Source organism: Micromonospora sp. NPDC047753, assembly GCF_040642735.1.
Lineage (GTDB): Bacteria > Actinomycetota > Actinomycetes > Mycobacteriales > Micromonosporaceae > Micromonospora.
Genome location: NZ_JBEYSL010000064.1, coordinates 1 through 19,606 on the forward strand (window position 1 = coordinate 1; position 19,606 = coordinate 19,606).

23 protein-coding genes and 1 tRNA gene are annotated in these 19,606 nt (G+C 70.9%); 13 read left to right on the forward strand and 11 right to left on the reverse strand.

The window, feature by feature from the left end:
* The first annotated feature begins 227 nt into the window (after positions 1 to 227).
* Both ABZ749_RS08340 and ABZ749_RS08345 read left to right on the forward strand, forming a co-directional pair.
* A complete protein-coding gene (locus tag ABZ749_RS08340; RefSeq protein WP_357224325.1) occupies positions 228 to 1,253 on the forward strand; it encodes an aspartate-semialdehyde dehydrogenase in 1,026 nt (341 codons plus the stop codon).
* Between the two features lie 146 nt (positions 1,254 to 1,399).
* Positions 1,400 to 1,840 carry a PPOX class F420-dependent oxidoreductase gene (locus ABZ749_RS08345; RefSeq protein WP_357224329.1) on the forward strand — a complete coding sequence of 147 codons (441 nt, stop codon included), beginning with the start codon at positions 1,400 to 1,402 and terminating at the stop codon, positions 1,838 to 1,840.
* Between the two features lie 47 nt (positions 1,841 to 1,887).
* Here ABZ749_RS08345 and ABZ749_RS08350 read toward each other — a convergent pair whose 3' ends face one another.
* Positions 1,888 to 2,469: a nucleotidyltransferase family protein gene (locus ABZ749_RS08350; protein WP_357224333.1), complete on the reverse strand. Its 582-nt coding sequence runs from the start codon at positions 2,467 to 2,469 to the stop codon at positions 1,888 to 1,890.
* Between the two features lie 112 nt (positions 2,470 to 2,581).
* Here ABZ749_RS08350 and ABZ749_RS08355 point away from each other — a divergent pair, with 112 nt between their 5' ends.
* The 4 genes from ABZ749_RS08355 to ABZ749_RS08370 all read left to right on the forward strand — a co-directional run bounded on the left by ABZ749_RS08355 (position 2,582) and on the right by ABZ749_RS08370 (position 6,483).
* Positions 2,582 to 2,998 (forward strand): CBS domain-containing protein, encoded by a 417-nt coding sequence (locus ABZ749_RS08355; protein WP_030333361.1) that lies wholly within the window; start codon positions 2,582 to 2,584, stop codon positions 2,996 to 2,998.
* A gap of 201 nt (positions 2,999 to 3,199) precedes the next feature.
* On the forward strand, positions 3,200 to 3,571 hold the full coding sequence (locus ABZ749_RS08360; protein ID WP_355008943.1) for an SCP2 sterol-binding domain-containing protein: 372 nt from the start codon (positions 3,200 to 3,202) through the stop codon (positions 3,569 to 3,571).
* Positions 3,571 to 5,631: a glycogen debranching N-terminal domain-containing protein gene (locus tag ABZ749_RS08365; protein ID WP_357224336.1), complete on the forward strand. Its 2,061-nt coding sequence runs from the start codon at positions 3,571 to 3,573 to the stop codon at positions 5,629 to 5,631. Before ABZ749_RS08360 ends, ABZ749_RS08365 begins: the two co-directional genes overlap by 1 nt.
* Before the next feature lie 99 nt (positions 5,632 to 5,730).
* Entirely contained in the window at positions 5,731 to 6,483 is a 753-nt protein-coding gene (locus ABZ749_RS08370; RefSeq protein ID WP_357224339.1) for a lysophospholipid acyltransferase family protein, read from the forward strand.
* A gap of 115 nt (positions 6,484 to 6,598) precedes the next feature.
* Here ABZ749_RS08370 and ABZ749_RS08375 read toward each other — a convergent pair whose 3' ends face one another.
* The 4 genes from ABZ749_RS08375 to ABZ749_RS08390 all read right to left on the reverse strand — a co-directional run bounded on the left by ABZ749_RS08375 (position 6,599) and on the right by ABZ749_RS08390 (position 10,453).
* Positions 6,599 to 7,321 carry a hypothetical protein gene (locus ABZ749_RS08375; protein WP_357224344.1) on the reverse strand — a complete coding sequence of 241 codons (723 nt, stop codon included), beginning with the start codon at positions 7,319 to 7,321 and terminating at the stop codon, positions 6,599 to 6,601.
* A gap of 72 nt (positions 7,322 to 7,393) precedes the next feature.
* Entirely contained in the window at positions 7,394 to 8,107 is a 714-nt protein-coding gene (locus tag ABZ749_RS08380; protein ID WP_357202965.1) for a response regulator transcription factor, read from the reverse strand.
* Complete coding sequence (locus tag ABZ749_RS08385) at positions 8,080 to 9,288, reverse strand: hypothetical protein (protein ID WP_357224347.1); 1,209 nt, start codon at positions 9,286 to 9,288, stop codon at positions 8,080 to 8,082. The genes ABZ749_RS08380 and ABZ749_RS08385 overlap by 28 nt, the downstream gene beginning before the upstream one ends.
* Positions 9,278 to 10,453, reverse strand: a complete 1,176-nt coding sequence (locus ABZ749_RS08390; protein ID WP_357224391.1) for an ATP-binding protein — start codon at positions 10,451 to 10,453, stop codon at positions 9,278 to 9,280. Before ABZ749_RS08390 ends, ABZ749_RS08385 begins: the two co-directional genes overlap by 11 nt.
* Positions 10,454 to 10,768: 315 nt before the next feature.
* On the opposite strand from ABZ749_RS08390, the gene ABZ749_RS08395 reads away from it, so the two are divergent.
* Positions 10,769 to 11,752 (forward strand): hypothetical protein, encoded by a 984-nt coding sequence (locus ABZ749_RS08395; RefSeq protein WP_357224351.1) that lies wholly within the window; start codon positions 10,769 to 10,771, stop codon positions 11,750 to 11,752.
* A gap of 31 nt (positions 11,753 to 11,783) precedes the next feature.
* Positions 11,784 to 12,218 (forward strand): VOC family protein, encoded by a 435-nt coding sequence (locus tag ABZ749_RS08400; protein WP_357202957.1) that lies wholly within the window; start codon positions 11,784 to 11,786, stop codon positions 12,216 to 12,218.
* 8 nt (positions 12,219 to 12,226) lie between these two features.
* Here ABZ749_RS08400 and ABZ749_RS08405 read toward each other — a convergent pair whose 3' ends face one another.
* Complete coding sequence (locus ABZ749_RS08405) at positions 12,227 to 13,270, reverse strand: hypothetical protein (RefSeq protein ID WP_357224356.1); 1,044 nt, start codon at positions 13,268 to 13,270, stop codon at positions 12,227 to 12,229.
* Positions 13,270 to 13,767: a SigE family RNA polymerase sigma factor gene (locus ABZ749_RS08410; protein ID WP_357224360.1), complete on the reverse strand. Its 498-nt coding sequence runs from the start codon at positions 13,765 to 13,767 to the stop codon at positions 13,270 to 13,272. The genes ABZ749_RS08405 and ABZ749_RS08410 overlap by 1 nt, the downstream gene beginning before the upstream one ends.
* 702 nt (positions 13,768 to 14,469) lie before the next feature.
* Between ABZ749_RS08410 and ABZ749_RS08415 the strand changes: the two genes are divergently transcribed.
* Both ABZ749_RS08415 and ABZ749_RS08420 read left to right on the forward strand, forming a co-directional pair.
* On the forward strand, positions 14,470 to 14,772 hold the full coding sequence (locus ABZ749_RS08415) for a MerR family transcriptional regulator (RefSeq protein WP_357202949.1): 303 nt from the start codon (positions 14,470 to 14,472) through the stop codon (positions 14,770 to 14,772).
* Positions 14,773 to 14,809: 37 nt separating this feature from the next.
* Positions 14,810 to 15,067 carry a hypothetical protein gene (locus tag ABZ749_RS08420; protein ID WP_357224365.1) on the forward strand — a complete coding sequence of 86 codons (258 nt, stop codon included), beginning with the start codon at positions 14,810 to 14,812 and terminating at the stop codon, positions 15,065 to 15,067.
* A 15-nt stretch (positions 15,068 to 15,082) separates the two neighbouring features.
* Here ABZ749_RS08420 and ABZ749_RS08425 read toward each other — a convergent pair whose 3' ends face one another.
* Positions 15,083 to 15,364, reverse strand: a complete 282-nt coding sequence (locus ABZ749_RS08425; protein WP_357224368.1) for a hypothetical protein — start codon at positions 15,362 to 15,364, stop codon at positions 15,083 to 15,085.
* Between the two features lie 136 nt (positions 15,365 to 15,500).
* Positions 15,501 to 15,573: transfer RNA gene (locus ABZ749_RS08430), tRNA-Arg, on the reverse strand.
* A 160-nt stretch (positions 15,574 to 15,733) separates the two neighbouring features.
* On the opposite strand from ABZ749_RS08430, the gene ABZ749_RS08435 reads away from it, so the two are divergent.
* A complete protein-coding gene (locus ABZ749_RS08435; RefSeq protein ID WP_357224373.1) occupies positions 15,734 to 16,429 on the forward strand; it encodes a hypothetical protein in 696 nt (231 codons plus the stop codon).
* A gap of 18 nt (positions 16,430 to 16,447) precedes the next feature.
* Here ABZ749_RS08435 and ABZ749_RS08440 read toward each other — a convergent pair whose 3' ends face one another.
* Positions 16,448 to 17,563: an alpha/beta fold hydrolase gene (locus ABZ749_RS08440; RefSeq protein ID WP_357224377.1), complete on the reverse strand. Its 1,116-nt coding sequence runs from the start codon at positions 17,561 to 17,563 to the stop codon at positions 16,448 to 16,450.
* Positions 17,564 to 17,713: 150 nt separating this feature from the next.
* Positions 17,714 to 18,133: an HPF/RaiA family ribosome-associated protein gene (locus ABZ749_RS08445; protein ID WP_357224382.1), complete on the reverse strand. Its 420-nt coding sequence runs from the start codon at positions 18,131 to 18,133 to the stop codon at positions 17,714 to 17,716.
* A 303-nt stretch (positions 18,134 to 18,436) separates the two neighbouring features.
* Here ABZ749_RS08445 and ABZ749_RS08450 point away from each other — a divergent pair, with 303 nt between their 5' ends.
* Positions 18,437 to 19,234 carry a single-stranded DNA-binding protein gene (locus ABZ749_RS08450; RefSeq protein ID WP_357224387.1) on the forward strand — a complete coding sequence of 266 codons (798 nt, stop codon included), beginning with the start codon at positions 18,437 to 18,439 and terminating at the stop codon, positions 19,232 to 19,234.
* 216 nt (positions 19,235 to 19,450) lie between these two features.
* Positions 19,451 to 19,606 (forward strand): cobalamin biosynthesis protein (locus ABZ749_RS08455; RefSeq protein ID WP_357224396.1); only part of this gene is annotated, 156 nt, incomplete at its 3' end.

Consider the following 19,606-nt stretch of genomic DNA (forward strand, 5'->3'; position numbering starts at 1 on the left):
ACCCGCGGTCGTTGGGCCAGTCGCTCATCGGGTTGAACACCTTGGTCCCCAGCACCACCTTCTCCCGCCGGCGGTCGCCCTGGTCGAGATCAAGAGGTTTGCGTCACCCGGAGCGCGACTCCTGACGCAAACCTCTTGATCGACGGCTGTGGGGCGCGGTGTGAGGTGGACCCGGGGGGTGGGAAAGGGGTCCCGGTTTCGGGGGTGGGGTCGGTAGCCTCGCGGGCATGAGGATCGGCATTGTGGGGGCCACCGGCCAGGTCGGTGGCGTGATGCGGCAGGTGCTGGCGGAGCGGGAGTTCCCAGCGGAGCAGGTGCGGTTGTTCGCCTCGGCGCGGTCCGCCGGGCGTACGCTGCCGTGGCGCGACGGCGAGGTGACAGTCGAGGACGCCGCGACCGCGGACTATTCCGAGCTGGACATCGTGCTCTTCTCGGCCGGTAAGGGCACCGCCCGGGAGTTGGCCCCCCGGGTCGCCGAGGCCGGTGCCGTGGTGATCGACAACTCGTCGGCGTTCCGGATGGACCCGCAGGTGCCGCTGGTGGTCGCCGAGGTCAACCCGCACGCCGCCCTGGACCGGCCCAAGGGCATCATCGCCAACCCGAACTGCACCACGATGGCCGCGATGCCGGTGCTGCGTCCGTTGCACGCCGAGGCTGGCCTGGTTGGCCTGGTCGTCTCCACCTACCAGGCGGTTTCCGGCGCCGGGCTGGCCGGCGTCGCCGAGCTGGACGAGCAGGTCCGCAAGGTGGCCGAGCACGCCGCTGGGCTGGCCTTCGACGGGTCGGCCGTGGAGTTCCCCGCGCCGCGGTCGTTCACCCAGCCGATCGCCTTCAACGTCCTCCCGCTGGCCGGGTCGATAGTCGACGACGGCTCGTTCGAGACCGACGAGGAGCAGAAGCTCCGCAACGAGAGCCGCAAGATCCTGGAAATCCCCGGCCTGTTGGTCTCCGGCACCTGTGTCCGGGTGCCGGTCTTCACCGGGCACTCGCTCCAGATCAACGCCCGCTTCGCCAGGCCGCTCACCCCGCAGCGCGCCCACGAACTGCTGACCAACGCGCCCGGGGTGGCACTGACCGACGTCCCGACGCCGTTGCAGGCCGCCGGACAGGACCCGACCTACGTGGGCCGGATCCGCGCCGACGAGACCGTCGAGTACGGGCTGGCGCTGTTCTGCTCGAACGACAACCTGCGCAAGGGTGCCGCGCTGAACGCTGTACAACTCGCCGAGCTGGTCGCCGCCGAGCGCCGCTGACCGGCACGGTCGCCGAAACATCGAACAATCACCGAGCCCTCGCCGTACGTCGGTGGGGGCTCGGTGCCGTTCCGGGTGGTCGCCCGCGGCGGCCGGCCGGTCGTGCTTGGATGGGTCGGAGACGATCGTCCAACCTGGAGGACACGATGCCGGATGACCGGACCCAGCAGGCGTTGACCGATCTGGTGGCCGGCCGCTCGATGGGCGTGCTCGCCACGATCAAGCGGGACGGGCGTCCGCAGCTGTCGACGGTGCTCTACTCCTTCGACCGGGACGCGGGCCTGATCCGGGTCTCGGTCACCGACGGCCGTGCCAAGACCGCCAACCTGCGCCGCGACCCACGCGCCAGCTTCCACGTCAGCAGCGAGGACGGCTGGGCGTACGCGGTGGTCGAAGGTCGCGCCGAGCTGACCCCGCCGGCCACCCGACTCGACGACGACACGGTCGAGGAGTTGGTGGCGCTCTACCGGGGGCTGAGGGGCGAACACCCCGACTGGGACGAGTACCGCCAGGCCATGGTCGACGAGGGCCGGATCGTGCTACGCCTGCACGTCGAGCGGCTCTACGGCATGCCGCCCCGAGGCTGACCCGCCCCGAGGCTGACCCGCCGTTCAGGGTGACCCGCCACAGTCGATCAGCCTGGCTCGATCACTGTCACGCCGGGCCAACGCTGCGCCGGCCGGTGCCGGGCCAACCGCTGCCGCGACAGGGTCACGTTCACCCGGGCCGGGTTGTGCCGCCACACCCCGCCCAGCAGATCCGTCAGACCGTACGGCGCGCAGACGTCCAGCCGGCCGGCCTGGTCCAGGCGGACGGCCACCGCTGTCGCGTACTCCGGCCAGGTGGCGACCGCCTCGGCCACGCTGCGGTACGGCTCGATCGGGTCGCCGCCGAACGTGGCCGCGTACCAGGTGTGCACAGCCGCCTGGTTGCGAGCCTCCCACGGCGGCTGCGCCCACATCCCCTTCAACAACGCGGTGGCCCGGTCGTCGTCGGCTCGGGTCAGCCTCGCCGGGTCGAAGAAGACCACGTCCACGTCGCGGACCCGCGCCGGGTCGAACCCGTTGCCGTACCGCTCGCCCCAGACCAGGTCGCGCAGTGCGCCAGCGCCGATCCAGGCGTCCGGCAGCCCGGAATCACGCACCACCGCCAGCGCCCGGGTCAGCCAGCTGCTGCCGGCGACCAGGTCCCGCAGCTCGTCCTCGCCCGTCATCATGCGCCCACGCTAGGCAGCGGACACCCACACGGACAGCCCCGGTGGGCAGTCGGCGTTACCCCCTCCCACCCGGCGGGTAGACGGGCCGTGCCGACACCGAGAGGGGAGCACCATGACAACGGTCGGAGAGTTCATGACGACCCGGTTGGTGACGATGGACGGCAACGACACACTCATCGCAGCCGCGCAGGAGATGCGTGACAGCGCGATCGGCGATGTGGTGGTTACCGACGGTGACAGTGTGGTCGGCATCGTCACGGACCGGGACATTACGGTCCGAGGTGTCGCGGAGAACATGGACCCGGGCTCGACCCGGTTGAACCAGATCACCACTCGCGACGTGATCACGGTGAGTCAGTACGACGATGCCGTGGCCGCCGCGGACCTGATGCGGACGTACGCCGTACGCCGACTTCCGGTGATCGACGACGGGCGCCTGGTCGGCCTGGTGTCGATGGGTGACCTCGCTGTCGAGCGCGAACCACAGTCGGTCCTGGCCGACATCAGCGCCGACGACCCGAACAACTGACCCGTCCGCCGCGGCGCGCGCCGGCTCTCCCTTCCGGGAGGGCCGGCGCGTGGCGTCTCCACCCCCCTGCTCACCCTGATCGGGCGAGGTTGAGCGGGGGAGCGGCGGGGACCCGTTCGGGGACGTGCAACGCCGGCCGTCCGTGCGACGCGAGCGCGGTGGGTGGGATCCCCGGCCCGGCAACTGGGAGGAGTGGACCCGATGGTGGACGCGACCACGAGGTTCTTCGAGGACCTGGACCGGCGGGGGTACGAACCTCTGCTGGCCAAGACCTCCGGGACGCTGCGGATCGACCTGCACGAGGGGGCGCAGACCCGGCACTGGCTGCTGAGGATCGATCACGGCCGGCTCAACGTCAGTCAGGAGGATCAGGAGGCCGACACGGTGATCGGCGCGAGCCCGGTCCTCTTCGACGACATCGCCTCGGGGCGCGAGCACGGCCTGGCCGCGCTGTTGCGGGGGGACATGACGGTGTCCGGTGACGCTCGCCTCGTCGTACAGGTGGAGCGGATCTTTCCGGGTTCCCCGGACGCCCGCGGGCCGCGTCGGCGATTCGCGGGGGAGGAGCACTGATGGGGCAGAGCAACACGATCCGGATCCTGGACGGCAACACGTTCGTCGTCTGCGAGGACACCGGTGACATCGAGGCGACGCCGAGCGAGCCCACCGGGCTCTTCTCCATCGACACCCGGTTCCTGTCGACCTGGGTGCTGACCATCAACGGTGAGCGACTCAACTCGCTCTCCTACGACGACCTGCAGTACTTCGAGTCGCGATTCTTCCTTGTCCCGGGGATGGCCACGCACTACGTGGACGCGAAGCTGTCGATCATCCGCGAGCGCGCGGTGGGCGGCAGCTTCTGTGAGCGGCTGACCATCCTCAACCACGACGAGAAGCCTGTCGACCTGGAAGTCCGAATGGACGCGGCGTCGGACTTCGCCGACCTGTTCCAGGTGAAGGACGAGATCCTCAACAAGAAGGGCGAGATCTACACCGAGGTGGAGTCGGACCGGCTGCGGCTGGGGTACCGGCGGGGGAACTTCAGGCGGGAAACCGTCATCTCGTCGTCGACGTCGGCCCGGTACGACAGCAAGGGCTTCGCGTACACCGTGCACCTGGAGCCCAACGAGCAGTGGGATGCCTCGATCGACGTCCAGACCTACGCGGTCGGACCCGGTGGCCGGGACCTGCGGTTCGGCCTGCGCAAACACGGCACCGAGCGGCTCGCCCTCCAGCACGACCTGGAGAAGTGGATCGCCGACGCTCCGAAGGTCAACAGCGAACACGGGCGCGTGGCGAGCACGTACCGGCGGAGTCTGATCGACCTGGCGGCGCTGCGCTTCTCGCCGCTGTCGCTGGGCGGTGCCACCCTGCCGGCCGCCGGTCTGCCCTGGTTCATGACCATGTTCGGCCGGGACAGCATCCTCACCTGCCTGCAGACACTGCCGTTCACCCCGCAGCTGTCGAAGACGACGCTGCGCATCCTGGCGTCCCTGCAGGGCAGCCGGTTCGACGACTTCCGGGACGAGGACCCGGGGCGCATCCTGCACGAGATGCGCTACGGCGAGACCGCGGCCTTCGAGGAGCAGCCACACTCGCCGTACTACGGCTCGGTGGACGCGACGCCGCTGTTCATCGTGCTGCTCGACGAGTACGAAAAGTGGAGCGGGGACGTCGCGCTGGTCAAGGAGTTGGAGCAGGAGTCCCGGGCGGCGCTGAGGTGGATCGACAACTACGCCGACCTGGTTGGCACCGGCTACATCTGGTACGAGCGACGCAACACCGACACCGGTCTGGAGAACCAGTGCTGGAAGGACTCCTGGGATTCGATCTCCTACTCCGACGGCACGCTGCCGCCGTTCCCCCGGGCCACCTGCGAGGTGCAGGGGTACGCGTACGACGCGAAGGTCCGCGCGGCCCGGTTGGCGCGCGAGTTCTGGGGTGACCCGGAGTTCGCCGACCAGTTGGAGCGGGAGGCGGCGGAGCTGAAGGAGCGGTTCAACCGGGACTGGTGGGTGGACGACGGCGGGTACTACGCCCTGGCCCTGGACCCGGACGGCCGGCAGTGCGACATCCTCAGCTCCAACATCGGCCACCTGCTGTGGAGCGGGATCGTCGAACCCGAGCGGGCGGAGAAGCTCGCCGCGCACCTGGTCGGGCCGCGGCTCTTCTCCGGCTGGGGGGTGCGCACCCTCGCCGAGGGGGAGGCTCGCTACAACCCCATCGGCTACCACAACGGCACGATCTGGCCGTTCGACAACTCGTTCATCGCCTGGGGTCTGCGCCGCTACGGCTTCGCCGAGGAGGCCGCGACCATCGCCAACGGCATCCTGGACGCGGCCACGTACTTCGACGGCCGGCTGCCGGAGGCATTCGGCGGCTACCCGCGGGAGCTGACCAAGTTCCCGGTGGAGTACCCGACGGCATGCAGCCCGCAGGCATGGTCGACAGGTACCCCGCTGCTGCTGCTGCGCACCATGCTCGGTCTGGAGCCGCACGAGGGTCACCTGGCGGTCGAGCCACGGCTGCCGGTGGGGATGGGTCGCATCGAGGTGCTGGACATCCCCGGTCGTTGGGGCCGGGTGGACGCGTTCGCCCGGGGTCGACTGGACCTGGACAACCTCGCGGACTGACCGATTCAGCCGCCGAACCGGCGGTGGCGTCGCCGCCCGCGTCGCCGCCGCCGGGTCGCCACCCAGCCGATCCCCAGCCGGTCAGGGTAGATTCTGCGAATGCCGGAGCTCGTGTACCCGCCCGTTATCGCCACCGCCAAGACGCTGTTCCGGGTCCTCGACCTGAAGATCACCATCGAGGGCGCCCACCACGTACCCCGCACGGGCGGGGCGGTGCTGGCCAGCAACCACGTCAGCTACCTCGACTTCGTCTTCGCCGGTCTGGGCGCGAACGCGTCGGGCCGCCTGGTGCGGTTCATGGCCAAGGATTCGGTCTTCACGCACAAGATCTCCGGCCCGCTGATGCGCGGTATGCGGCACATTCCGGTGGACCGGCAGGCCGGCGCTGCCTCGTTCCGCGCCGCCGTGGGTGCGCTCAAGAAGGGCGAGGTCGTCGGCGTCTTCCCCGAGGCGACGATCAGCCGGTCGTTCACCGTCAAGGAGCTCAAGAGCGGCACGGTCCGGATGGCCCGCTCGGCGAAGGTGCCGGTGTTGCCGGTCGCGCTGTGGGGCACCCAGCGCCTCTGGACCAAGGGCCGCCCGCGCACTCTCACCCGTCGGCACACGCCGATCACGATCCTGATCGGCGAGCCGATCAGCCCGGCGGACTTCCCGGACCCGAACGTGCTGGCCGCCGAGCTGACCACCCGCCTCAGCGCCCTCGTCGACCGGGCACAGCGGGATTATCCGGACACTCCGGCCGGCCCGGACGACACCTGGTGGCAGCCCGCGCACCTGGGCGGCAGCGCGCCCACGCCGGAGGAGGCCGCCGCTCTGGACGCCGCCGCCGAACACCCCGCTCGCAGCGCCTGACGCTGAAGGCGTGTGTCGACGTTCTCGGCGGGCTCGGGGCTTCGACGCGCGCCCCAGCTGGCCGGATCGCTCCGCGCCGGGGCGGAACGGTGTCTGCCGACGTGGACGGTCAGTGTCACCGCTGCCCGGATGCTGCGCCGCCTGCGAGCCCGCCCCACGAGGTCGGATCCGGTCTTGAGCGGTAGTAGTCGTCCCGGGAGTGGAACTCCACCGGCAACGAGCCGGGCAGCGTGATCCGGGTGTCGCCGGCGAGCAGACCGGGGCCGGCCCGCAGCAGCAGCACGTCGCGCTCCTGGGCCGAGAGGTCGACCAGTTGTGGACGGTTGAGCCGGAACATGGCAACCGCGCGGCGGACCTGCCGGGCCAGCGCCACGACCTCGGCTGTCATTCCGCTGAGGGCCAGCGCCGGCTGCTGAATGGTGCGCAGCGCGTCGCAGACGATCAGCAGCTGGGCAGGGACGTCCGGCGTGCTCGTCGGCAGCTCCAACCGGGACGGCCACTGCCAGCGGATCTGACCGCTCATCAGGCCGTTCAGTCGAGCTGGTGGCCGGGCCCGGTGCGTGCCGTCGGCGACCAGCGACAGGTGCGAGCCACTGCCCACCCAGCAGATCCGCTGGTCGGTGACGGTCACCGCGACCGGCTCGGGCAACTGCCAGCGGCGTCGCACCTCGCTCGGCCCGAGCAGGTAGCCCGCGACCAGCAGTCGGTGTCGCCCGAGCAACCGCTCGCCGGGCATGGGTCGCAGGTTGTAGCGGCGGTCCAGGGTCGGGCCCACGTCGTCGTCGGTGGCGTCGAACCGGTGAGGACCGATGAAGAAGGGGGACGCGTCGGCGTGCATCGTCACGACCTTCCGGTCAGCTGGCTGTGTAAGAAAGCCTTCCGGACCGGAGCGCCCCTGTCATGACGCCTGTTAGGGGGTCGGCCGGTCGTGTGCCGCCTGTGACCGGTAGATGCCGATCTCCTCCGGGCGGACGAGACCGTCCTCGATCGCACGGGCGAGTAGTGCCGCCTTTGTGGCGGCGGGTCGCCCCGCCCGGGTGTACTTGATCCGTGCCCGGTCGACGTACTGCTTCACTGTGTGCTCGCTGATCTGCATCCGCCGGGCCACCGACGCCTTGGACATCGACTGGAACCAGAGCAGCAGCGCCTCACGCTCCTTGTCGGACAACATCGGCCGGTCCGGCCGTGGGTCGCCGACCATCGCACCGGCCAGCGCCGGCGGCACGTACGGACGGTCGCTCGCCGCGGCCAGCACCGTCTCCACGCAGTGTTCCCGGCCCTCGTGCTTGGCCAGGAACGCCACCGCCCCGGCGTCCAGCGCGGCGAGCATCGTCTGCGGGTCGGTGTGCTCCGAATAGACCACCACCCGCCGGCCGGCGGCGCTCAGCTCGGCCAACTTGTCCAACGCCATCCGCCCGTGCAGTCGCAGATCGAGCAGTATGACGTCGGCGTGCGGCGCCGCCCGCAGCACCGCGTCCGGGTCGTCGCCGGTGGCGAGCACAGTCAGGCGAGGCTCGGTGGCGAGCCAGGCGCGGACCCCCTCGACCACCACCGGATGGTCGTCGACGATCGCCACCCCGACCGGTCGATCGCCGGTCACCGCCGCCACCGGGTCTGCGCCCATCTGATGTTTCCGTCCCGTTCGTAGAGGTACTCCACCGGCCCGTCGTCGTGCTCCCCGGGAGGCGGGCCGGTCGACTCCGGCCCCTCCCGGTCCGGTGTGACCAGGCTGACCACCACCTCGTCCGAGCCGGAGACCACTGTCAGACGCGCCCATTCCCGGGCGTCGGCGAGGGTGCCGGTGAGCGGGTCGGCCAGCCGGCGGCGGACCTCCACCGGCAGCGGCGGCGGGGTGCCGATGGTGACCAGGTCGATCGGAAGGCCGTTGCGTTCCGCCAGGTCGGCGGCGGCTCGCAACTCGTGCAACAGCGGGTCGGGCACATCGTCGGACTCGGCGATCAGCCGGCGCAGTCGGGCGGCGGCCAGCATGCACCGGCGCTGCACCTCCGGGTCGTCCGGGTCGGCCTGGCCGGCGGCCAGGTCCCCGAGGACCCGCCCGGCCGCCGAGCTGACCAGGGCCAGCCGGTCCCGGCGTTCCCGAAGGCCCCGCTCGGCAGCGTCCCGCTCCGCGGCCATCGCGTGACCGGCAGCCGACACGGCGGCCCGTTCCCGAGCCAGGCCGACGATGACGGTGCTGCCCACGAAGACCGCCACCGGCAGCGAGAACGTGCCGTAGACGTACATCACGTAGCGGGCCACGTCCGCCGGATCGGGGCCGTGCCCGAGCACCGCGACCAGGGCGATCAACGCGTGCGTGCTGAGGAGGGCGATCAGCCCCACGACACGCCGGCCCCACACCGCCAGCACGAAGAACCAGCCGAGCGTGCCCCACACCCAGTTGGCGGCGGTGAACAACTGCCGCTCACCGGCCGCGGCGAAGACGGCCGCGTCGACGACAAGCAGCAGCCCGGCCAGCGGCCACGGCGGCAGCGGCGAGCCTTGCAGCAGCCGTACCCCGGCGATCGCGCCGGTCACGGCGACCAGTACCCAGGCGCCGAGCACCACCGCTGGCGCGGCGAACTCCGCACGGGCGGACAGCACCGCCGGCAGCGCGATCGCGACGTGCCAGGCCAGCGCGATGGCGACGGCGGCGATCCGGGCACCCCGGTCGGACGCGTGCGCCACGGCGGCCGGGGCGGCGAGCGCCGCGGGGGAGTCCGGTTCCCGAGGCGTCGGAACGCTGGTCCAGTTCAATGTCTCCGGCGCGTCGGTCGGGTGCGCCGGGGCGTTCAGGTCAGCCGACACCGGGCCACTCCAGCCGAATCCGGGTGCCCACGCCGACGGCCGAGTGCACGTCGGCCCGGCCACCGACAGTCGCCATCCGGCCACAGATGGACTCGCGCAACCCGTACCGGTGCGGTGGGACGGTGGCCAGGTCGAAGCCGGGGCCGTCGTCGGCGACCTCGACCACGACGCCGATGGCGTCGCGGGTCAACCGCAGCGCGGCCCCGGCGCCCGGCGCGTGGCGGACCACGTTGGACAGCGCCGCGTAGGCGCTCTCGCTGATCGCGTCGGCCACGCCGACCGGGACGGCGCAGGACGCCAGGTCCAGCCGTACCGCAAGCTCGGGTAGCCGGCCGGCCACCAACCGCAACCGCCCGTCGAGCGGCACCGGGCCGTCGCCGGCCACCGGGCCGACGTCGGTGAGCGCGACGAGGGTACGCAGGTCGGCCGCGCAGCGGTCCCGGAAGACTGTCGAAGGCCCGGCCACCGCGCCCAGCCCCACCATGGTCAGCGTCCCGAGCACCGTGTCGTGCAGGTCGCGGTTCTGCTGGCGTTCGGCCTCGCGGGCGGCGCGTGCGACCAACGCCTCCCGGGTCAGCCGCTGGTGTTCGACGAAGGCGCGGTCCGCCCGGTCGATGCGTCGGCGCATGACCGCCGCCATCATCGCCGTGCAGGCGGTCTGCGCCAGCAGCGTGGCCGCGTGCGCCCGGGCTTCGGTGGGGTTGCCGGCGGCCTGCGCCCCGGTCACGTAGGTGGCTATCACGAGTAGTCCGGCCGGGATCGACCAACGTGCCGAGGCCGTGGCCTGTGTGTTGATCACCGTGGTGCTGGCCAGCACGGCGATCCAGCTGCCCTCGCCGGGCAGCACCTCGGGCGCCACCAGCACCGGGATGAGCAGGCAGGTCAGCGCGGTGACCGCCACGTCACCGCCGACGAGGCCGGGGCCGATGCCGTGGCGCAACGCGCGGTGTGCGTACCAGAGGGACCAGCCGGTCAGCACTCCCACGGCGGGCAGCAGCACCGCCTGCTGCACCGGCGGGGTCTGCACCGACACGGCGACCGCCGCGCCGAACAGCCCGCAGCTCAGCCTCAGCAGCGCTGGCAGCGTGGTGAAGATGAGGCCCAGGGCCCCGCCGGCGGGATTGTCCAGCGTGGGCGGCACGGTCGGGGTGGCAACGGCCGGCATCGGGAAGTGTCCTTCCGACAACGACCCGGTCCGGGTCCACGCGGCGTAGATCGACATCGGACAATAGCATGGCGGACCGTGACGGGGTCATCCCTTGTGTGCGGAGTGTCGCTAATGTGTCACTCTGTGCTGCGGTGGTGCGGGCGCTGCGGCGTGATCCACTCGCGTTCACGGAAGTCGGGGTGTCCGGAGCCGGCTGACCACCCGACATCATGAAAACCGAGTCGATCACCGGGTGCGATGGAGCGACCACCCGGCCGGAACCGGGGGCACCCGTCGTCCGTCTCATCCCCGGATGGAAAGGTGGTGAGCCGGATGCGCTCGTCCCGTACGGCACTCGCGGTGGCACTGCTCGGCATGACGTTGGGCGGCTGCGGTGGCACGGAGGTTGGGCCGGGTCGGGCCGACGAGCCCGCTCCGGCTCAGATCGTCGACGGATGGACCTCCTGCGCCACGGAGGCGCCCAGGGCCGGCGAGATGACCACGGAGGCGTCACCACCGGCCGTGGACGAGCCGGCGATCGGTCGCATCGACCCCACGTTCACACCGGTCGCGGCCGTGGTCTGCGGGCGGGAGATTCGGCCGGGACCCAAGGGCGGCCAGGAGCAGGTCGCCACCGAGCGACGCGCCGAGGAGATCGCACGGCTGATCACCGCGCTGCGCCTTCCCGACGAACAGGCCAACGGGGAGGTCGCCTGCACCCTCGACATGGTCATTCCGCCGTGGCTCGCACTGGTGGACGAGCGGGGGCGTTGGCTTCGGCCCCACATCCCGACGGACTCCTGCGACAAGCCGCGCCCCGAGGTGATCGCCGCTCTGGCCGGGCCGCAGTGGACCACTGTGGACACCCGTACCATCCGGCAGGTCGAATCCGCGGCGGCCGAGGCCGCCGGATGTGCCCAACAGTGGACGGACCTGGTGTGGGTGGAGACCCGCAATGGCCGCCCCGGGCCGCCTCCGCCGGCCCGCTCGACCGCCGGGCCGCTGCGCCTCTGCGTCTACGAGATGCCCGCGTCGCTTCAGGAGGGCGAGAAACCGCCGGGTGATTTCGTGTACGGCGGCCCGCTGCCGGCCGAGCGTCAGGCGGGCGTGCTCCGGGGGTTGTCCAACCGTCGGGCGGTGGTCGACTGTGCCACCGCGGCGAGCCGCTTCGCGGTGCTGCGCCCGCTCGAAGGGGCGGGCCCCGACCGGTACGTGGAACTCGACGGCTGCCGACGGTTCCTGGTCGCGCCAGCGACGGGTGGTGCGCAACTTGGCCAGGGCGACGCGGCTCTGGCCGCCTTGCTGGGGCCCGTCTAGAAAGTCGGAGGTACGCGCTACCGTCCCGGTCATGGCAGCTCGGATTTCCCTCACCCTCGACTCCACGGACGCGCAGGTGCTCGCCGCCTTCTGGAAGGAGGCCCTGGGTTACATCGACGAGCCACCACCGCCGCCCTTCGCCACCCGCGCGGAATGGCACGCGCAGTTCGACCTGCCAGAGGACGACCTTCCCGAGCACGGCGCGTGGCTGTGCGACCCCGATGGTGTCGGCCCCTACCTCTCCATCCTCAACGTGCCCGAGCCCAAGACGGCGAAGAACCGGCTCCACATCGACATCCGGGTGCCCGGCCACGGCAACTCCGACGAGCAGTGGGCGCGGATCCGGGCTGAGGCCGAGCGGCTGGCGCGTGCCGGCGGACGGGTCCTGGCGGAGTTCGACCAGCAACACGTGGTGATGGCCGACCCGGAGGGCAACGAATTTTGCGTGGCGGCGGCCTCAGCCTGAGCACGGCGTCACCAGGTCTCCAGGCGGTCGAGGTCGCGGGCCGGCCGGTACCCGCCGAGGATCGCCAAGCCCTCCGCCTCGGTGTAGCCGTTCCCCCAACCCTTGCGGAACGCCTCGACGACGCAGGGCTTGACGGTCATCTCCAGGACGTCACTGCCTTGCCGACGAGCCCGGTACGGGCCGGCGACGAGATCCCCGGGCCGGGCGTCATCGCGGGCCGGAGCGGGTTGCGCCCGAACGGTCAGCCAACGGCCGGACGCGTCACCAACCACCAGAGCGCCCTCGACGAAAAAGTCCCGCGCCGAACGGCCGAGCGTGACCGAGCACTCCAGCAGCCGTCCCTCGGGCGGCAGCGACTCCAGGCGGAACGGCACGACGCACCGGTGGGCGCGGTCGAACCGCATCCGGCTCGCCGTACCCGTCGCATCGTCAAGGGTGGTCGCGTAGGTTTCCACCTGGGCCCAGAGCCCGTCGGCGGGCTGCCAGCGGACGAACCACAGCTTCCGGTCGCCGGACGGATCGAACCAGGCGACCCCCGAGCGGTCGCCGACCCGTACCTCGGTCCGTCCCTGCGGTCGCCCCTGCGAGGACAACGTCTGTTGGAGCCCGTCGAGCAACGCCTCGGTGCGCGCCAGCACGAAACGGGCCTGACCGCTCGGACCCCGGAACTCGACGCTCTCGATGCCGCGCCCGGTGCGCCACGTGGCGAAGTCGGCACCGTTCACCAGGGTGTCGGTCGTGAAGTGCACAGTCGCGGCATCGGCGCCGACCTCCTCGGGGCGTACGGTCCCATCGCTCTGTGCCTCCGGCAGCATCAGTGCCGCGACCGGCATGACCGGGTCATCGGTGCTCCGAACGCCCGGGATCGCCAGCACCACCGAGGTGAGAGCGACACACGCCGCTGCCACGCCCCCGGTGATCAGCCCCCGCCGCCGCAGTCGCAACCGCCGGCCCCGATGCCGGGCCTGTCGCACGATCGGCGCCGGGTCGATGTCGCCTCCCGCCCGATGCCTGAGCGTGCTGGCGAGCTGCTCGTCGAGGTCACTGAACATCAGAGCTCTCCTGCCCATGCGTGGGTTGCCGCACCCTGTCGTCGACGCAGCGCCGCCAAGGCCCGCTTGGCGTGTGTGCGTACCGTCCCGGTTGAACAGGCGAGGATCTCGGCGATCGACGTGTCGTCCAGATCCTCGTAGTAGCGCAGCACGATCACGGTGCGCTGACGTGCCGGCAGATCACAGACCAACCGCCACAGTGCGTCGCGCTCGGCGACGCCGGCGGCCTCGTCCACCCCGCCGGCCCGGTCGAGCACCGCGGCAACCGAGATCTCCCGGCTGCTGAACCGACGCCACCACGAGTTGTGGGTGTTGACGAGCATGCGCCGGACGTACGCGTCCGGCTGGTCCGTCCGCGAGATGCGCCCCCACCGGGCGTACGCCCGGGCGAGGACCTCCTGAACCAGGTCCTCGGCCCGATGCTCGTCACCGGTCAACAGCCGGGCGAGCCGCACCAGCGCCGAAGTGCGAGCGAACGCGTACTCCTCGAACGTCACGCCCTATTAACGCCGTAGGCCGGCCAACCCGTAGACACCCGCCGGGCACTTTCTACCGAGCAGGGCCGTCGTGACACGCCCACCTGTCGAGGCGTCGGCGGGGCTACCTCCGTCCGTGTCGGGAGAAAATCTATGAGCGAAGCGCTAGACATTCGTGCCCTCGCCGACTAACGTTCCTGGGGTCGAGAGAGCAAACAAAGACGCTGACGTTGCCGCCCCGCACGAGGGCGAAGGAGCGGGGCCCAGAAAGCTTGTAGGGCCTGCTCAGTTCGGCGACGGGCACTTGCCGTCGATGGTTAGTACGTGGAAGGCGTGTGACAGCGGGTGAGGCCGAGGCTTGTTCAGGGCTTCACCCGAGGTTGAGAAAGGTTCGTCGCACGTGTCAGGGCCATGAAGTCGCGTGGGGCTCGGACACCGACGGACAGCACGGAGTACGACAGAGGAAATCAGAGGCAAGGGAGGGCATTACACCGTTGGATCGCCCGCTGCCAGTCGCGTTCGTGGGCTGGGCGCGGACACCGCAGTTTCCATCGAACGAGAGGTGGTCTCCGGTCACGCTTATGCGATCCTCGCACCCGAAGTCGTCCCTGACGGCTGGTGCGGACAAGACAAGCCGACGTTCTGTCGGTAGATGGTGTTCCTGACCCACAACCCTTGGGCCCCGGTGCTTCCGAGCACCGGGGCCCTCGTGATGGAGGTTCCATGGCTCAACCCGACGACATGTTCGACGATGAGGACTACCCCGCCTACACGATGGGCCGTGCCGCCGAGATCCTCGGCTGCTCGCAGGACTTCCTACGCCGACTCGGCGATGCGAAACTGATCGATCCGCAGCGCTCCAGTGGCGGGCACCGCCGCTACTCCCGCTACCAACTGCGCCTTGCCGCGAGAGCCCGGGAGATGTGCGACCAGGGCACCGACATGGCCTCGGCCTGCCGGATCATCATTCTTGAGGACCAACTCGAAGAGGCCCTTCGGCGCAATGAGCGCCACCAGCAGGGCTGAGATGGTTGCGGCGCTGATAGGTCGTTGAATGCCGGTCATGTCGCTGACGATCGGACCGGCGTTCACCATCCCCGGGTACACCACAGTGGCCGCAACCGCCTCCGACAGTGGATGCGAGGCGACTGTGTATGCCGCCGATGTCGTGGTGGGCCACCCGGCCTTCTGGTCGCACTACCTGGCCGGCCCACTCGGCGCGGACAGGGAGGTGGACGCTGCCTTCGAGGTCACAGCGGCCGTGAGAGCGAGCGCCGCATCCACGACTGTCATGCACGGAGGCACCGCACCGCCGGAGTAGCGTCGGGTGGGCCGACTAGCCGACGTCCCTGGCAAACAGCGCCACCACAGTCGGATTGTGTGTGCTGAGGCCGATCCGCTGCGCCCAGCGTCCGAGGCCGACCAGTCCGACCCCATGGGCCTCCTGCTCAGCGCCGGCCGCGATGACCGCACTCAGGGTGGTTGCCCGATCACCCATTTGAGAAATGGCGATCGGGTTCACCCGTGAGTCATCCGTGGCGGCGTCGTCCTCAAGCCAAGCAGGCGACACGCCGGCGTACTCGACTGTCATGACCGACGTCGGGGTGGCGGCTGACATGGATGTCTTCCAGCTTCTGCCGAGAGTCTGCGTAACGGATGTGGGGCTCGGTCGGAACTTCGGCTCAGTTGGCTGTACGAAGCCCTGGTGATGGTCTCGACCGGGCACGACAAGCCGCTGACCTGCGGTGGTGAAGTGCGCCCGGCAGGATTCGAACCTGCGGCCTTGGGATTAGAAGTCCCCTGCTCTATCCGCTGAGCTACGGGCGCGCGTGGCGTGGATGTCGCGCCCAGAGGGTACCGCCGTCCCAATGCCCGACGGCGAAAAGGGTGCCCGCGTCCACGTTGCCGAGCAGAGTCTCACGTCCGCCCCGTAGCGGGCATCCGGGTTACCTCGGGGCGGCCCGGCCGCGGACCGTACCGTTGGCTGGTGCTGCTGGATTCCGACGCCGAGAGCGACGTCGCCTACGAGCTGTGCCAGGTCGTCGGTCGGGCGATCCTGCCGTACCGGTCATCGGGCGACGTCGGTACCGCGTTCTTCTTCAGGGACGGCGACGACCCGGTGGGAGAGTCGCTGCTGACGGCGGCCGACCTGGTGGGCGGTTCGGGCGGTGAGTTGACCCTGCGGGCCAGTGTCACTGAGCCGGCGGGGGTGGCCCCGGCCGTCATTTCCGAGGCTGAGATCGTGCCCGGTTGGGCCCGCTTCGCGGGCGACGGGGTCGCCGTGTTGCCGACCGCCGGGCTGCACCGGTATGCCGGCGACGGAGGCTGGCGGTGGCGGGTCCAGCCGGTGCCGGCGGGGATCGCCGCCGGGCCCGAGGTGGTCGCCCGCCTCGGTGCCGACACCAGTTCCGCTTTCGTGCTGGCCCACGGGGTACGCGAAGACGGGTCGCGACCGCTGGAGGTCGCGATCGAGCGGGTGGTCCGCGACGGGGACGCCGTGCTGATCACCACCGAGCTGCCACCGGGGTACGTCGGCGCACCGGTCTTCATCGTGCAGGCCGAAGCCGCCGGTGAGGTTTCCCCGTACTGCCTGGGCCTGGTTTTGCCCGGTGTCGGCGCGCACCCGGTGGCGACCTTCGACCGGATCAGTGCCGTCCTTCGGGCGACGCCCGGCGACGTCTGAACCGCGCGCCCGGCCTGGTCAGCCGCCGGCAGTCGTCGCCTTCGCCGGGTCGGCCGGCTGCGCGTCGGTCGGCGCTGTGTCAGCGCGGCCGGCATCGGTGGGCGCGGCGGCAGCTGGGACCGCGTCCGTTCGCGCGGCGTCGGTCGGGGTGGCATTGGTTGGCGTGGCGTCGGCGGGGGCGGTGGGGCCGGCGGCGAGGAACGCCTCGGCCCAGCGGCCCACCTCGTCGAAGACCTTCGTCCGCACGGCCGGGCCGGAGAGCGTGAGGTCGTGCAACCCGCCGTCGAAGCGCGCCAGTGTGACGTGGCGACCGAGGCGGGGCGCGTAGCGGACCATGTGCTCGACGTCCAGTACGGCGTCGGCCAGGGTCGCGTTGTCGTGCCATTTGGTGCCTCGGAATGACCGGGTCGAGCAGGCCAGCAGCACCGGCACCTGGATGTCCAGCCCGGCGCGCAGCCGGCGTTGCCCGGTGCGGATCGCGTTCAGCCAGCCGGCCCGAACGGGGAACCCGGCCAGCGGCTTCCACGCCAGGTCGTAGGTCCACTCGCCGCGGTGGTCGGAGTGGATGCTCTCGCCGTACACAGTGCCCAGCCCGAACGGCAGGATGCGGTGCGGCGCCCTGCGGCCCAGCCGGGACACGGCGGCCGCGAGGGGTCGACGGACCGCCCAGGGGGCGTTCAGGTCGAAGAAGGGGCTGTTGAGCACCAGGCCGTCGATGGTGCCGGTGTCGCGGCGGGCGTCCGCCCAGAGCGAGATGATCAGGCCACCGGTGGAGTGGCCCATCGCCAGCAGGGTGTCGTGCCCGTCGTCCTTGCGGATGATCTCGGCGGCGGCGTCCAGCTCGGGGAAGTAGTCGCTGATGTCGCGGCAGAAGTTCGGGGTCTGGGCCGGGAGCAGACTCCGGCCGTACTTACGCAGGTCGAGCGCGTAGAAATCCCAGCCTCGCTCGGCGAAGAAGTCAGCCAGGTGAGTCTGGAAGAAGTAGTCGACGAAGCCGTGCACGTAGAGCACGGCCCGCCCGGTGGGGCGCTCGGCCCGCCGCCGGACCAGTGTCGCGACAACGGGGCCTTCGTCGTCGGTGCCCAGGTCGATCGTCTGCCGCTCGTACGGCGGCCCCAACACGTCCGGTTCCACGAACGCGACGCTACGCCGCCAACCTACCCAGCGGTAGCCCACGCCCGCCCGATGCTCGCCCCCGCGATCTTGCACTTTGTGTCCCGGCGTAAGGGGCGATTGCCGCCATTCGGCGTTCGAAAGTGCAAGATCGCGGGGGTGTGGCGTGGGTCAGGCGGTTTCCGCGTCGGCGCGGAGGGCCGGGTCGGCGGGCTCGTCGGCCTCGACCTGCGGCTGCGGGACATCGCGCAGGTGCTTGTTGTGCCGGGGCTCCTGGCGGGTCTTGGCGTCGTTGAGCTTGCGGCGCAGGTCGTCCCGGACGTCATTGAGGGCGGCGTGCAGATCCTCCTCGGCGGAGGTGGTGACGATCTTCTGTCGGCCGGCGATCCAGCACTCCAGGGTGACCTTCTGACCGCGCGCCTCCCGGTCCTTCACCGACACCTCCAGCTCGGTGGCATCGGCGTGGAAGCTGGCGAGCCGGGCGTCGAGGGTGCCGAACTGCTCGGCGATCCAGTTGCGGTCGCCCTGGGAGAACCCGGCGCCCACCCGCAGGCACTCAGCCACGGTGGCCGGGTTCGCCACGGCGCTCATCGCTGCGCCTCGGAAGCGTTCGCGGAGCCGATGGTAGTGATCATCATGGCGCTGACCTCTCGTCGACGTGGAGCTGTCGGTGGTGCGTTGATCAAGTCCTTACCCAGTTCGGGCGGCCTGGGAAACCGTGGACGGCGGGTCGGGTGGGTCGGGCGTACCACAGCAGGTCTTGATCAGGGCGTTGTCCACAGGTGGGTTCGTCATCCACAGGTCGGAGACGGGTGCTCACAAAGGGCGCCCTCAGTGTCGATGCTCGTTTCGAGTCGACTCGCGCTGGCAGGCCCCGATCCCCCTGGAGGGACGATGTTCGACACTTACGTGACAATCGTCGGCAATGTGCTGACTACGCCCGAGTGGCGGCGTACGACCCAGAGCAACACCCTGGTGGCCAACTTCAAGGTCGCCTCCACCGCCCGCCGACTCGACCGGGACAGCGGCCGGTGGGTTGACGGCAATTCGCTCCGCGTCCGCGTCAACTGCTGGCGCAAACTCGCCGAGGGGGTGGCGGCCTCCGTCATGGTCGGCGATCCGGTGGTGGTCTGCGGGCGGCTCTACACCCGCGACTGGACCGACGACGGCGGTAACCACCGCACGCTCTACGAGTTGGAGGCGGTGGCCGTCGGCCATGACCTGTCCCGGGGGCGCGCCCGCTTCCTGCGCAACCGGCCGAGCATGGCGACCAGCACGCTGGAGGACGCGGAGGCCGAGAGCCGGGTGCACGGCGAGCCCACCGAGCCGGTGCCGGCCGGGCAGGCGCCAACGCTGCCCGACGACGGTCCGCTGGACGACGACTTCGAGCTGCCCGACTACGCGGAGCTGCGAACCAGCCCGTTCGGCAACGTCCCGGCGGATGACGACAGCTCTCCGAGCGGCGGCGTCTTCGGTGACCGCGGAGCGCTTGCGAGCGGCGGACAGGGCGGGCCGGCCGACGCTGCTCCGGCACTCGACGACGAGTTGGCCCCGTCGCCCGAGGCGGACGACGACAACGCCGACGGTGACCTGGACGTCGAGTTGGGTTCGGTGCCCGACGAGGGGCAGCCGGAGCCGGCGCAGCCCGGTCGAGGGCGGCGTGGTCGGGGCCGGATTCCGCAGCCAGCCTGACCGATCGGCTCGGCCGTCGCGGTTGAGCGGCACGACGGGGGCGGGGTGGCGGCGCGACCAGCGTCGTCACCCCGCGTGACAGGACGTCGGCGGGTTTGCCGGCCTGTCACTCGACGGGTTCTCGTTGCCGGTGCGGCACCGTGGGTTGGGTTGGTTCACGGGGTGCTCGTCTAGGCTGGCCGGCCGGAGGTGGTGCGGGTGCGACGGACAGCGCCGATGGCGAACGCGGTGGGGCTGCTGGCCGGGTACGCGCTGGACAGGCTGCTCGGCGACCCCCGCCGGTGGCACCCGGTGGCCGGCTTCGGGCAGGCGGCGGGCGCGCTGGAGCGCCACCTCTACCGCCCGGACCGAACGGCGGGTACGGCATTCACC

Coding starts and splice junctions, on each gene's coding strand:
- ABZ749_RS08340 (WP_357224325.1), top strand. CDS start 228: ATGAGGATCGGCATTGTGGGGGCCACCGGCCAGGTCGGTGGCGTGATG.
- ABZ749_RS08405 (WP_357224356.1), bottom strand. CDS start 13,270: ATGTTCAGTGACCTCGACGAGCAGCTCGCCAGCACGCTCAGGCATCGG.
- ABZ749_RS08380 (WP_357202965.1), bottom strand. CDS start 8,107: ATGGGCGCAGACCCGGTGGCGGCGGTGACCGGCGATCGACCGGTCGGG.
- ABZ749_RS08390 (WP_357224391.1), bottom strand. CDS start 10,453: ATGCCGGCCGTTGCCACCCCGACCGTGCCGCCCACGCTGGACAATCCC.
- ABZ749_RS08400 (WP_357202957.1), top strand. CDS start 11,784: ATGGCAGCTCGGATTTCCCTCACCCTCGACTCCACGGACGCGCAGGTG.
- ABZ749_RS08450 (WP_357224387.1), top strand. CDS start 18,437: ATGTTCGACACTTACGTGACAATCGTCGGCAATGTGCTGACTACGCCC.
- ABZ749_RS08360 (WP_355008943.1), top strand. CDS start 3,200: ATGGTGGACGCGACCACGAGGTTCTTCGAGGACCTGGACCGGCGGGGG.
- ABZ749_RS08370 (WP_357224339.1), top strand. CDS start 5,731: ATGCCGGAGCTCGTGTACCCGCCCGTTATCGCCACCGCCAAGACGCTG.
- ABZ749_RS08420 (WP_357224365.1), top strand. CDS start 14,810: ATGTCGCTGACGATCGGACCGGCGTTCACCATCCCCGGGTACACCACA.
- ABZ749_RS08365 (WP_357224336.1), top strand. CDS start 3,571: ATGGGGCAGAGCAACACGATCCGGATCCTGGACGGCAACACGTTCGTC.
- ABZ749_RS08425 (WP_357224368.1), bottom strand. CDS start 15,364: ATGTCAGCCGCCACCCCGACGTCGGTCATGACAGTCGAGTACGCCGGC.
- ABZ749_RS08345 (WP_357224329.1), top strand. CDS start 1,400: ATGCCGGATGACCGGACCCAGCAGGCGTTGACCGATCTGGTGGCCGGC.
- ABZ749_RS08395 (WP_357224351.1), top strand. CDS start 10,769: ATGCGCTCGTCCCGTACGGCACTCGCGGTGGCACTGCTCGGCATGACG.
- ABZ749_RS08445 (WP_357224382.1), bottom strand. CDS start 18,133: ATGAGCGCCGTGGCGAACCCGGCCACCGTGGCTGAGTGCCTGCGGGTG.
- ABZ749_RS08415 (WP_357202949.1), top strand. CDS start 14,470: ATGGCTCAACCCGACGACATGTTCGACGATGAGGACTACCCCGCCTAC.
- ABZ749_RS08375 (WP_357224344.1), bottom strand. CDS start 7,321: ATGCACGCCGACGCGTCCCCCTTCTTCATCGGTCCTCACCGGTTCGAC.
- ABZ749_RS08350 (WP_357224333.1), bottom strand. CDS start 2,469: ATGATGACGGGCGAGGACGAGCTGCGGGACCTGGTCGCCGGCAGCAGC.
- ABZ749_RS08355 (WP_030333361.1), top strand. CDS start 2,582: ATGACAACGGTCGGAGAGTTCATGACGACCCGGTTGGTGACGATGGAC.